The organism is Vibrio sp., from assembly GCF_984391705.1.
Genome location: NZ_CFHWOM010000008.1, coordinates 67,511 through 79,745 on the forward strand (window position 1 = coordinate 67,511; position 12,235 = coordinate 79,745).

The 12,235-nt window shown below is 44.4% G+C and carries 13 protein-coding genes; 11 read left to right on the forward strand and 2 right to left on the reverse strand.

The window, feature by feature from the left end; genetic code table 11:
* The first annotated feature begins 247 nt into the window (after window positions 1–247).
* The 9 genes from acpP (at window position 248) to AC4MRV_RS08090 (ending at window position 8,573) form a co-directional block, all read left to right on the forward strand.
* Window positions 248–481 carry an acyl carrier protein gene (acpP, locus tag AC4MRV_RS08050; protein ID WP_004406112.1) on the forward strand — a complete coding sequence of 78 codons (234 nt, stop codon included), beginning with the start codon at window positions 248–250 and terminating at the stop codon, window positions 479–481.
* Between the two features lie 93 nt (window positions 482–574).
* Window positions 575–1,819 (forward strand): beta-ketoacyl-ACP synthase II, encoded by a 1,245-nt coding sequence (gene fabF / locus AC4MRV_RS08055; RefSeq protein ID WP_491186914.1) that lies wholly within the window; start codon window positions 575–577, stop codon window positions 1,817–1,819.
* Between the two features lie 99 nt (window positions 1,820–1,918).
* Window positions 1,919–2,722, forward strand: coding sequence for an aminodeoxychorismate lyase (gene pabC / locus AC4MRV_RS08060; RefSeq protein WP_491186915.1), 804 nt, complete (start codon window positions 1,919–1,921; stop codon window positions 2,720–2,722).
* Window positions 2,719–3,735: an endolytic transglycosylase MltG gene (gene mltG / locus AC4MRV_RS08065; protein WP_491186916.1), complete on the forward strand. Its 1,017-nt coding sequence runs from the start codon at window positions 2,719–2,721 to the stop codon at window positions 3,733–3,735. Before pabC ends, mltG begins: the two co-directional genes overlap by 4 nt.
* On the forward strand, window positions 3,732–4,364 hold the full coding sequence (tmk, locus tag AC4MRV_RS08070) for a dTMP kinase (protein ID WP_491186917.1): 633 nt from the start codon (window positions 3,732–3,734) through the stop codon (window positions 4,362–4,364). Before mltG ends, tmk begins: the two co-directional genes overlap by 4 nt.
* Window positions 4,364–5,326, forward strand: a complete 963-nt coding sequence (gene holB, locus AC4MRV_RS08075) for a DNA polymerase III subunit delta' (RefSeq protein WP_491186918.1) — start codon at window positions 4,364–4,366, stop codon at window positions 5,324–5,326. The genes tmk and holB overlap by 1 nt, the downstream gene beginning before the upstream one ends.
* A complete protein-coding gene (locus AC4MRV_RS08080; RefSeq protein ID WP_491186919.1) occupies window positions 5,317–6,084 on the forward strand; it encodes a TatD family hydrolase in 768 nt (255 codons plus the stop codon). The genes holB and AC4MRV_RS08080 overlap by 10 nt, the downstream gene beginning before the upstream one ends.
* Window positions 6,085–6,530: 446 nt before the next feature.
* Window positions 6,531–7,961, forward strand: coding sequence for a PTS glucose transporter subunit IIBC (ptsG, locus tag AC4MRV_RS08085; protein ID WP_491186920.1), 1,431 nt, complete (start codon window positions 6,531–6,533; stop codon window positions 7,959–7,961).
* A gap of 189 nt (window positions 7,962–8,150) precedes the next feature.
* Window positions 8,151–8,573: a hypothetical protein gene (locus tag AC4MRV_RS08090; RefSeq protein WP_491186921.1), complete on the forward strand. Its 423-nt coding sequence runs from the start codon at window positions 8,151–8,153 to the stop codon at window positions 8,571–8,573.
* Window positions 8,574–8,610: 37 nt separating this feature from the next.
* Here AC4MRV_RS08090 and AC4MRV_RS08095 read toward each other — a convergent pair whose 3' ends face one another.
* Complete coding sequence (locus tag AC4MRV_RS08095; RefSeq protein ID WP_491186959.1) at window positions 8,611–9,207, reverse strand: outer membrane beta-barrel protein; 597 nt, start codon at window positions 9,205–9,207, stop codon at window positions 8,611–8,613.
* Between the two features lie 128 nt (window positions 9,208–9,335).
* Here AC4MRV_RS08095 and cydH point away from each other — a divergent pair, with 128 nt between their 5' ends.
* Window positions 9,336–9,428, forward strand: a complete 93-nt coding sequence (gene cydH / locus AC4MRV_RS08100) for a cytochrome bd-I oxidase subunit CydH (RefSeq protein WP_491186922.1) — start codon at window positions 9,336–9,338, stop codon at window positions 9,426–9,428.
* Window positions 9,429–9,438: 10 nt separating this feature from the next.
* Window positions 9,439–10,584 carry a patatin-like phospholipase family protein gene (locus AC4MRV_RS08105; RefSeq protein WP_491186923.1) on the forward strand — a complete coding sequence of 382 codons (1,146 nt, stop codon included), beginning with the start codon at window positions 9,439–9,441 and terminating at the stop codon, window positions 10,582–10,584.
* A 27-nt stretch (window positions 10,585–10,611) separates the two neighbouring features.
* Here AC4MRV_RS08105 and pyk read toward each other — a convergent pair whose 3' ends face one another.
* Window positions 10,612–12,054 (reverse strand): pyruvate kinase, encoded by a 1,443-nt coding sequence (gene pyk / locus AC4MRV_RS08110; protein ID WP_491186924.1) that lies wholly within the window; start codon window positions 12,052–12,054, stop codon window positions 10,612–10,614.
* Between the last annotated feature and the right edge of the window lie 181 nt (window positions 12,055–12,235).

Genomic DNA, 12,235 nt, shown 5'->3' on the forward strand with positions numbered 1-12,235 from the left:
TAGTTTGTCAATTTATCCAAAATGTCATCATTCCGGTTAGGGATTGTCACCAAAATAGCCTATATTTGGTGATAATTGACATGAACGTGCGCAACATTTGTGCATGATTTAAGTCAAAAATGTATTGAATTTCGGTTAAATTCGCTAAAATTGTGGTTTGACCAGCAAGGTCCCTCTTGCAACTTTCAGTAGTTCGAATAAACTACGGAATCATCGCATTAGGCGAAATCTGTAAAGGAAAAGAAAAATGAGCAACATCGAAGAACGCGTAAAGAAAATCATTGTTGAACAGCTAGGTGTAGACGAAGCTGAAGTTAAAAACGAAGCTTCATTCGTTGACGATCTAGGTGCTGATTCTCTAGACACTGTAGAGCTAGTAATGGCTCTAGAAGAGGAATTCGACACTGAGATTCCTGACGAAGAAGCTGAGAAAATCACTACTGTTCAAGCTGCAATCGACTACGTAAACAGCGCTCAGTAATTATCTCTCCCAGGCGGTCTCCTAGACCGCCTGTGTTCTTTCTAACTTCTTCTATCCTCTCATAGAAACATTCAATTCCCGGAGAATTATATCGTGTCCAAGCGTCGTGTAGTTGTCACTGGCATGGGTATGTTGTCACCGGTAGGCAACACCGTAGAATCATCTTGGAAAGCCCTGCTTGCTGGTCAAAGTGGTATCGTAAATATCGAGCATTTTGACGCTGAAAACTTCTCTACTCGTTTTGCGGGTCTAGTTAAAGACTTTGATTGTACTGAATACATGTCAAAGAAAGATGCACGTAAAATGGATCTATTTATCCAGTACGGCATTGCAGCGGGTATCCAAGCTTTAGATGACTCTGGTTTACAAATAAACGAAGAAAACGCACCACGAGTTGGTGTCGCTATCGGTTCAGGCATTGGTGGTCTTGATTTAATTGAAACTGGTCACACAGCACTAGTTGAAAAAGGCCCACGTAAAGTTAGCCCATTCTTCGTTCCATCAACCATTGTAAACATGGTTGCAGGTAACTTATCTATTATGCGTGGTCTTCGCGGTCCTAACATCGCGATCTCGACGGCGTGTACTACAGGTCTTCATAACATTGGTCACGCTGCTCGTATGATTGCATACGGCGATGCAGACGCAATGGTTGCAGGTGGTTCTGAGAAAGCTTCTACGCCACTTGGCATGGCTGGTTTTGGGGCAGCTAAAGCGCTGTCTACACGTAACGATGAGCCGCAAAAAGCTTCTCGTCCTTGGGATCAAGACCGTGACGGTTTCGTTCTAGGTGACGGTGCAGGCATGATGGTTCTTGAAGAGTACGAACATGCTAAAGCTCGTGGTGCTAAAATCTACGCGGAGCTAGTTGGCTTCGGTATGTCTGGTGATGCTTACCACATGACTTCTCCATCTGAAGATGGTTCAGGTGGTGCACTAGCGATGGAAGCGGCTATGCGTGATGCCGGCATTGTGGGTACGCAAGTGGGGTATGTGAACGCACACGGTACATCAACACCTGCAGGTGACGTCGCTGAGATTAAAGGCGTTCGTCGTGCTCTAGGTGAAGAAGGCGTGAAGCAAGTGAAAGTGTCTTCAACAAAATCTATGACTGGTCACCTTCTAGGTGCAGCAGGTTCAGTTGAAGCAATCATCACAGTTATGTCTCTAGTTGACCAGATTGTTCCACCAACAATCAACCTAGATAACCGTGCTGAAGGCCTAGACGATATCGATCTAGTTCCACACACAGCGAAAGAAGTTTCAATGGAGTACGCAATCTGTAACTCATTCGGCTTCGGCGGTACAAACGGCTCTCTAGTTTTCAAAAAAATTTAAAGAACTGTTTTAATCCTCTTAAATAAAACGGCTTAGTGCTTTGGCATTAAGCCGTTTTGTTATTTAATAACCCTTCACTCAAGTTGAACAAGGAAAGGTATGTATTTGCTGAATGGAGAGTTGAGCGATTCTGTCCCTCTATCGGATCGATCTTTTCAATATGGCGATGGCTGTTTTACTACAATGTTGACGGTTGATGGACAGATACAGCATTGGCCTAAGCATATTGAGCGAATGAATGCATGTTTAGAAGCTCTAGGCATCGAATTACCTGACTGGAACTTAATCGAGCAATGGCTGAATAGGATGGTTAGACCTGAAGCAAAGGCAGGCTTAAAGTTACATATTAGTCGAGGGGAGGGTGGTCGAGGATATAGCCCTACTCAAGTGACCTCATCAAATGTTACCATTAGCGCCTTTCCATTTCCGTCTCATTATGAACAATGGTGCCAAGGCGGAATTGAGTTAGGGGTTTGTCGCAAGAGGCTAGGGATTAACCCGTTGCTGGCTGGCCACAAACATAACAACCGTCTTGAACAAATACTATTAAAAGCGGACATAGAGCAGCAAGGCTTTGTTGACGGTGTTGCATTAGATTGGAACGGTAAGGTTGTTGAAACCACGATGGCGAATCTGTTTTGGTGGAAAGGAGATACACTTCACACTCCATTGCTTGTGAGTGCTGGCGTAGCTGGTGTGATGAGAAAGGTAGTATTAGAAGTGGCGTCTGACCTCGATATTTCGATTCAACAGTCGGAGTACTCTCTTGAAGAGCTGTTGGGTGCAGAGGAAATATTTATCACCAACTCTATTTTGGGTATCGCTCCAGTCTCTGCTATTGGAGAGCAGACGTTTTTAATTGGAAATATAACTAGAACTATTCAGGAGAAGGCCCTCTCGTGATTAAAAAGATCACTATTTTTGTACTGTTTGTTGCTCTTATGGCAGCTGCAGGTTATGGCTATGTCACTAAACAAGTAGAGCAGTATGTCTCTCAGCCCCTCAATATCGAACAAGAACAGATTTTTACGCTTAAGTCTGGGACCAGTTTCAATCGCGTACTTTCTCAACTGAACGCTCAGGGAATGATCGAAGGTAGTGATTTTGCAAAACTTGTCCGTCGCTTTCATCCTGAGTTAACGCAACTTAAAGCAGGTACTTACCTATTTGAGCCAGGAATTACTCTATCTCAGGCTCTAGAATTACTAAAATCGGGTAGAGAACATCAATTCGCTATTACGTTTGTTGAAGGGTCGACGTTTAAGGAGTGGCGCATTGCTCTTGAATCAGCTCAGTATCTAGAGCATGAAATGGCTGGACTTAGTGAAGCGGAGATCGCTCAATCGTTGGGCCTTAGCCATAAGAAGCTTGAAGGTCTGCTACTCGCAGAAACTTACCACTATACGTACGGCACTTCAGATTTAGATATCCTAAAACGAGCCTCATCCAAGCTTGAACAAATTCTGCAGGAGCAATGGCAGCAGCGACAAGATAAGTTGCCGTTGAAAACGCCATATGAGGCTTTGATCTTAGCTTCCATTATTGAGAAAGAGACCGCAGTCGAGGAAGAGCGTGAGCGCGTGGCGTCTGTGTTTGTGAATCGCCTGAATAAACGCATGCGTTTGCAAACTGACCCAACGGTTATTTATGGGATGGGGGATAAGTATGACGGCAATATTCGTAAGAAAGATCTCCGAACACCCACACCTTATAACACTTATACTATTTCTGGCTTACCCCCTACACCGATAGCGATGCCCGGGGAGGCGTCTATTGCAGCCGCTCTAAATCCAGAAAATAGCAATTACCTATACTTTGTCGCGAGTGGTAAAGGAGGACATGTATTCTCTAAATCACTGGCAGAACACAATCGTGCTGTGCGCGCCTATTTAAAACAGTTAAGAAGTAACAAATGAGCCAAGCTAAATTTATCGTCATCGAAGGCCTAGAAGGCGCAGGTAAGAGTACTGCGATTAACGCTGTACTGGAAACGCTAAAGCAAGCGGGTATTGAGAATATTAAAAATACACGTGAGCCAGGCGGTACGGTGCTGGCAGAGAAATTGCGTACTTTGGTCAAGCAAGAGCACGAAGGTGAAACACTACAAGATATGACTGAGCTGCTTTTAATGTATGCAGCGCGTGTTCAATTGGTAGAAAATGTCATCAAGCCTGCGTTAGAGTCTGGTGCTTGGGTTGTTGGCGATCGCCACGATATGTCCTCTCAGGCTTACCAAGGTGGCGGGCGTCAGATCTCGAAAGAAACAATGCTATCACTTAAGCAAACCACATTAGGTGAATTTAAGCCAGACTTAACAATCTATCTCGACCTTGATCCTCGTGTTGGACTAGAACGCGCGCGCGGACGTGGAGAGCTCGATCGCATTGAAAAAATGGACATGAGCTTTTTTGACCGCACAAGAGCGCGCTATCTAGAGTTAGCGAATTCTGATGAAAGTGTGTTGGTCGTTAATGCAGAGCAAACAATCGATAACGTTGCAGCAGATATTAAGTCCGCACTTTGCTCGTGGATGGAAGCGAAGTAATGGAAAAGCTTTACCCTTGGCTTTCTGACTTGTGGCAAGAATGGCAGTCCAGTTTGAAATCTGGACGTTTTTCTAACGCGTCTATGTTAGTGACTCAACCTGGTCTAGGGGCTGAACAGTTGGTTGACCACTTCAGCCGAGCTGTAATGTGCAGCAATTATGAGCATGAAGCGTGTGGCTTTTGTCATAGTTGTCAATTGATGCAATCGAACAGTCACCCTGATTTTCATTTCATCAAGCCTGAAAAAGAGGGCAAAGCGATATCGGTAGAGCAAATAAGGCAGTGTAATCGTCAAGCGCAGGAGTCGTCTCAACTAGGTGGCATTCGCTTGTTTGTTATCGAGCCTGCTGAGGCCATGAATGAATCGGCTGCGAACGCGCTACTCAAAACGCTCGAAGAACCATCGGGGAACTGTATGTTTCTACTTGTGGCTCATCGCTCGAACGGTCTATTGCCTACTATTACTAGCCGTTGTCAGCAGTGGCACTTAACGCTTCCTGGCTCAGAATCGGTGGCAAATTGGATTAAAGAACACGTTCAGGGTACTGTCCCGCTTTTTGCTGCACACTTAAATAGCAATGCTCCTTTAAGCACACTAAAATTTATTGAGCAGGGTAAAGAAAAAGAGTATCTCAAGTTAGAGCAGCAATTTCAGCGCGTAGCAGAGCGTCGAGGTGATTGCCTAGCTTTGGCTAAAGCGCTATCAAGTGAAGCAAGTGAAACGCTGTATTGGATCTGGTATCTATTAACAGATGCACAGAAAGTGCATTTCGGTGTCGAAGAAGCGCACTTTGTTCCAGGAGCTAAGCCGCTCGCTGATTCCGTAGAATACGATCTTCTTTACCAACAAGCGTCGGCATTGAGTCTTTTGATTGAGCAGTTACGTGAGCATCCTGGCTTAAATAGCGAGCTGCTTATTTTGGATTGGTTATTTAAATTTAACGGGGAAACATGTTTGTAGATTCGCACTGTCATTTAGACAAACTAGATTATCAAGAACTACACACAGGTATCGAAGATGTGGTTGCGAAAGCCAAAGCCGCCAATGTAACTGAGTTGCTTTCTGTCGGAGTAACGCTAGATTCGTTTCCTAATATGTTGGAAATGATAGAGCCTTTTGACAACGTTTACGCTTCATGTGGTGTGCATCCGCTGGATGTAGAAAGTGATTTTGCTCTGGATCGCCTACATGAATATGCTGCTCACTCTCGTGTTGTCGCTATTGGTGAAACAGGACTAGATTACCACTATCAGCCAGAAACGGCAGATTTGCAAAAATTGCGCTTTGAGCAGCAGGTGGAGCTAGGGGTAAAGTTAAACAAGCCACTCATCATCCACACTCGTAATGCTAGACAGGATACGTTAGATATTTTACGTAATGGTGGGGCGGAGAAGTGCGGCGGAGTCATCCACTGCTTTACCGAAGATCTCTGTTTTGCTGAAGCGGCAATGGATCTCGGCTTCTATATTTCAATCTCTGGGATAGTAACGTTTCGCCAGGCCACGGAATTAAAAGAAGTGGTGAAGGCGATTCCACTTGAGAGGCTTCTAATTGAAACCGACTCGCCTTACTTAGCGCCAGTTCCGCACCGAGGTAAACAGAATCAACCTGCTTATGTTGTAGAAGTTGCGGCGTACATTGCCCAGCTCAAAGGAACATCTTTGGGTGAAGTAGGTGAAAAAACCAGCGAAAACTTTAGAAATCTTTTTTTGAGATAGAAAATGGAATTTGATTAAAAAAGGAGCTTAGGCTCCTTTTTTTTGTCGTGGAGATCACACGCAAGCGTTTATATGGCCTTGTTTACTAATTTTGTTGAACTTGAGAGCTAAAAATATCACTTTTGTAAATTTGTTACATAAAATAACAATGATGCCTATTTTATTTACCCACTAAAATTAATCGTAATTACAAATTAGTCATTTAAAAATAATGACTTAGGTTGTTTGTAAAGCATTTCAGAACGCGGTTTTTATTGTGATCTATCTATTAGTTTGAAACTTAATTTCGTAACTAGCTAGTAAGACTGTTAACCCCCAATATATATTTAGAGCCAGAAAATATAGTGACATAAGTGGTTACATTTTTTCTGGGTGCTAACATTTAAGGCTACGGGGGTGTGCCGTTAGAGCCCAATAAATCTTATAAACTTTTCAGGAGCATAAACATGTTTAAGAACCTTTTTGCTAACCTGCAAAAAGTTGGTAAAGCTCTGATGCTACCAGTATCGGTTTTACCAGTTGCAGGTATTTTACTAGGTGTGGGTGCTGCCGACCTAAGCTTCATTCCAGATATCGTTTCTAACCTAATGGAACAAGCGGGTGGCTCAGTATTCGGCCAAATGGCTCTTCTATTTGCTGTAGGTGTAGCACTTGGCTTCACTAACAACGACGGTGTAGCTGGTCTTGCAGCAATCGTTGGCTACGGCATCATGACTGCAACACTAGGCGTAATGGCTGGTGTTATGGGTGTTGAAAAAATCGATACAGGTGTACTAGGTGGTATCCTTGTCGGTGGTGTGGCTGCTTGGGCATTCAACCGTTTCTTCAAAATTCAACTACCAGAGTACCTTGGCTTCTTTGCTGGTAAGCGTGCTGTGCCAATCATCACTGGTTTCACTGCTATTGGTCTTGGTATCGTTCTTTCTATCGTTTGGCCACCAATTGGCGGCGCGATTGCATCTTTCTCTGATTGGGCTGCTCACCAAAATCCACAAGTTGCATTCGGTATCTACGGTATCGTTGAGCGTTCTCTAATCCCGTTTGGTCTGCACCACGTGTGGAACGTACCATTCTTCTTCGAAGCGGGTACTTGTGTTAACGCTGCAGGCGAAACTCAAAACGGCGTACTAACTTGTTACCTAGTTGCTGATGAAGCATCTCGTGCTGCTGGTAATGGCTTCGGTCAGCTAGCGGGTGGTTACATGTTCAAGATGTTCGGTCTACCAGCTGCTGCTATCGCTATCGCTCACTCTGCTAAGCCAGAAAACCGTGCGAAAGTAATGGGTATCATGGCGTCTGCTGCACTGACTTCGTTCCTAACTGGTATCACTGAGCCAATCGAGTTCTCATTCCTATTCGTAGCTCCTGTACTATACGGTATCCACGCTCTACTAGCGGGTTCTGCGTACGTTGTTGCTAACACTCTAGGCTTCGTACACGGTACTTCATTCTCACACGGTCTAATCGACTTCCTAGTTCTTTCTGGTAACGCACAGAAGATGGGTCTGATGATTGCGGTAGGTCTAGTTTACGCAGCAATCTACTACGTAGTGTTCCGCGCTGTAATCAAAGCAATGGATCTTAAGACTCCTGGTCGTGAAGATGAATCTGAAGAAGCTTCTGTAGCAACAGGTTCTGATCTAGCAGGTGAGTTGGTTGCTGCATTCGGCGGTAAAGCAAACATCACTGGTCTAGATGCATGTATCACTCGTCTACGTGTTGCTGTTGCAGATACTGCTGCTGTTGACCAAGACAAACTAAAACAACTAGGCGCAGCTGGCGTAGTAGTTGTAGCAGGTGGTGTTCAGGCTATCTTCGGTACTAAGTCTGACAACCTGAAAACTGAAATGGATGAGTGGATCCGTAACAACGGTTAATTCCCACCAACTCATCTAGAATAGTAAAAGGAGGCTTCGGCCTCCTTTTTTGATCGTTTAACACTAAGATGTGTGTTAAAAAAAAAGCTGAGCAGATCTTGGCCGTACTCTAACCTCTTTTTGACATCCCTTTCCTACAATTGGTCATAATTGTACGCTGTTTTATATTTTTGGTTTCATGGGGTTAGAATGAACAAAACGGCTTTCTCAGTTGTACTTGGCTCACTACTTTTAGCGAGTTCTTTCTCTGCCAGTGCGAACGAGCTGCAAAAAACAGACCTATCGGTTGGTATGGCATTAGACCAAGGTTTAAGTGTTGTGGCGGAGTTAGATGACCAATATCGCTTTACTCTCGGCAACGACGGTGCAGCTTTCGACTACATTGTCACTAGTGGCCAGTTTGATGAGAGTATGCCTGTCTCTTGGTATGTTGGTGTCGGTGGATGGAGTGAGTGGGAAGGCAAAGAGTTTGGTGCTCGCGTACCTCTTGGCTTGAAATGGGATCTGACTAAAGGGTGGAATATGTATGGTCAAATTCAACCTGAGCTGGACTTGTATTCTGGTGCAGAGTTAAAGATTGGCGGTGCACTAGGAATCAAATACAGTTTTTAAGTTTGTGTTGGGGTAGATGATCTACCCCTGTCAGATCTTAGAAGCGCCAGGTTATGCCTAGATTGGTTGAAAATTGGTTCATCCAAGATGTCTTAAATTGGATAACACAAGAGTCAGAACCACTACTGGGGAGGTTACATACACCAGTAGTGTCATTATCTACCACTGTTCCTAGCCAGCGAGCTTGTCCATTGATCGCCAGTGAATCAGATATTTCATACTCAAACCCGCCAAAAATTGAGGCGGAGAAACCAAGGTTGTCATCGACCCATTCGGCGTCAATATAAGATCCCCCTAACCCTAAACCAAGATAAGACGATAGTTTTTCTTCCAATGGGTAGTGGATGCTGCTTTGAAAGTGCAGGTAATGGGTATTGGCGTCTAATTTGACTTCATCGACTTGAGTAGATTGGTCCGTATAAAAAAGACCTAAACGACCATTATCAAAGTCTGTTTCAAGGCTTAGCGCTAGGTTGTGTGAACCTTGGAGCTCAAAGTCTTCACCATCTTGATTTTCTACGTTGCCACCGATGGTGTAACCCAGCCAGGGGGTCACATATACATCTGCGAAACTATAGCTACTAAAGAGAGTCAAACTTATGAGTAATGTGTGGCGAGAGAGTAAATTCATCAGGGCGTCCTAATCGGTCAATCACCTACTAATTGTGATGCTAACGCCATAATTAAGCACAAAAAAAGCGCATTATTTGAAGATGCCTCACAGTGATGTTATTACTTTGTTACACAATAAAGGAGGTGTCTATGGAACACGATCTAAAATTTGCCCTATTAGTCACGGCTGTAGTCTTTACTGTCATCATCGGTTTTGGCGTAGTCGCGATTTCTACAATGTAGAGAATATCGAATGCGCAATAGCGGTGTAGTTACAAGCGCTGCTGTACAGTTAGATATTCAAAATTTCAAAAAGTACACTGGCGGTAAAAATGCTTTGGTTGCTCAAGGTGGTGGCCAGAGAGGGATATTTACCTCTGGTGTATTGGATGCTTTCCTTCTCTCTAACTTCGACCCTTTTCACTCTTTCTATGGAACGTCCGCGGGGGCGCTCAATCTCTGTGCATTCCTATGTCGTCAAAGGGGTATAGGTAAGTCCTTTATATTAGACCTTACGACTGACCCTCAGTTTTTCCACTTGTTTAGTTATATACGACGTCGACAGTTTTTAGGCCTCGATTGGGCTCTTGATAAGATCTGCGATTACCCTTATCGGCTCGATATCGATATGGGTAAACAAGTCTTGGCAGGGCGTGAAGCGTACGCCGCGGTTACCGATACCCATCAATTAATGGACCACTATTTGCCGATGTTGCATGGTGACTGGAAAAAAGTACTCATTGCAACTTGCGCGATTCCTCGTCTCTATAACAAACGTGTTGAATTTGCTCATGGTATTTATGTGGATGGTGGTGTCTCTGCGTCAATACCGGTACAAGAGGCATGGCGGAAGGAGGCTCGATGTATCGTGGTGATACGTACTGAGGGCGAAGATTTGGTGACGGACACGCAAGATATCTTAGAGCAAGAGTCCATTGAGTGGTTTCGCGACTCATTTAACTCGATTCAAGGGCACTGGCAAAACAAGCTGTCGCAATGGAAGTCCGATTGGAATGCCTTTCTCAATGAACAAGTGACTAAAGCGCATCAACATAAACCTGAGTATCGACATTTAGAATCGCTCAATGGCGGACGTTGGCTATTTGGTGCTGACGATATTTATCGGTTGAGTCATTTATTGGGTGATAAATTTGATTCCGGTTTAGCGGACATGTTGATGGTTCACTATCAAACATACTCACTCACACAGGATTTTCTCCACTCTCCTCCTGATGATTGCTTTATTATTCAAATCAAACCGGAAGAGCCTTTGCGTTCTAATTCACTGATGAGTGAGAGAGAAGATCTACTTCATGATTATCAACTTGGCCTCGATGCTGGTTTTCGATTTGTGGAAACGTATAGTCAGCATGTGAACAAACGAAATTGGGGAGCATAGTGCTCCCCAAAAACGAGGTCATCAAACCTAAGCGGACAGTATTCTCATACAGTTAGTTGAGCCCACCACATCCATGACGTCACCCTGGGTGATAATCACTAGGTCTCCGTCGTCGAGTAAACCTCTTTGTTTTAGTGTATCTACTGCGGCTTGGGCTGTTTCAAGTCCTGTATCTCCCTTAGAGTCGAAGTAAACCGGGAAAACCCCTCTGTACAGGGCTGATAGGTTCAGAGTTGACTCATTACGTGATAGGGCAAAGATAGGGAGTCCTGAACTTAAACGCGATGTCATGAGCGCTGTGCGGCCTGATTCTGTGAGAGTCACGATCCCTTTAATGCCACGCATGTGGTTTGCCGCAAACATCGTGGACATAGAAATGGTTTCTTCACTGCTTTCAAATACTTCTTCCATTCGGTAACTGGAACGGTTGATGTCAGCCATTTTCTCAGCCCCTAAACATACTTCGGCCATTGAGCGTACTGTTTCCAACGGGTATTTACCTGCTGCAGTTTCGCCTGAAAGCATTACCGCGTCAGTGCCATCAAGAACTGCGTTAGCAACGTCCATGACTTCGGCCCGCGTTGGCATTGGATTTTCCATCATCGATTCCATCATTTGTGTCGCGGTAATGACGGTTCGGTTCAAAGCTCGAGCTCGTCGAATGAGTTGTTTTTGTACACCGATTAACTCAGGGTCGCCAATTTCTACCCCAAGATCGCCACGCGCAACCATTACAGCGTCCGAAGCTCGAATAATATCGTCAATGTTCTCTTCACTTTCGACCGTTTCAGCCCGTTCCACCTTAGCGACTAGCCTCGCTTGCAGGCCGGCATCGCGAGCTAATCGTCGAGCGTATTTCATATCCTCACCATTGCGAGGGAAAGAAACTGCGAGATAGTCGACCCTGATCTCTGCAGCAAGTTTTATGTCGTTCTTATCTTTTTCTGTCAGCGCGTCGGCTGAAAGGCCACCACCTTTTTTATTGATTCCTTTATTGTTCGAAAGTGGCCCACCAATAATGACTTTTGTTCTAACTTCTGTATCCGTTACACCAATGACTTTAAGTTGAACTCGCCCGTCATCAAGAAGAAGGATGTCTCCAGCGGATACGTCTTGTGGTAATGCTTTGTAATCCAGACCGACAGAATCCTGATTGCCTTGTCCGGGTTTTAACGTGCTATCAAGTGTGAAGTTGTCACCTACATTGAGGCGTATTTTTCCCTCAGCAAAAGTGGAGACTCGTATTTTGGGCCCTTGTAAGTCACCTAAAATCGCAACATGAGTGCCCAGTTTTGCTGCGATGTTACGTACTTTTGTCGCTCGTTGGCGATGGTCTTCAGCACTACCATGAGAAAAGTTCATACGGACGACATTCACACCCGCTTCGAGTATGGCTTCCAAGATGCCCGGTTTGTCGGTAGAAGGCCCAAGAGTAGAGACTATTTTTGTTCTTCTTTGCGGTGAGGTCATTATGATCTCCTTGATCTGACTCTGCGTAGTTACTAAACAGTTTAGACGGATAGAAAAAATACATAATTATTTATGCAAAAAAATAGAGCATGAAATGTGATAAAGCCTTCGCTATTTGATTAGGTACACAAAGAATTATGTTTATACGTGACACTTGTCACGGCGATCCATCAAAGCTCTT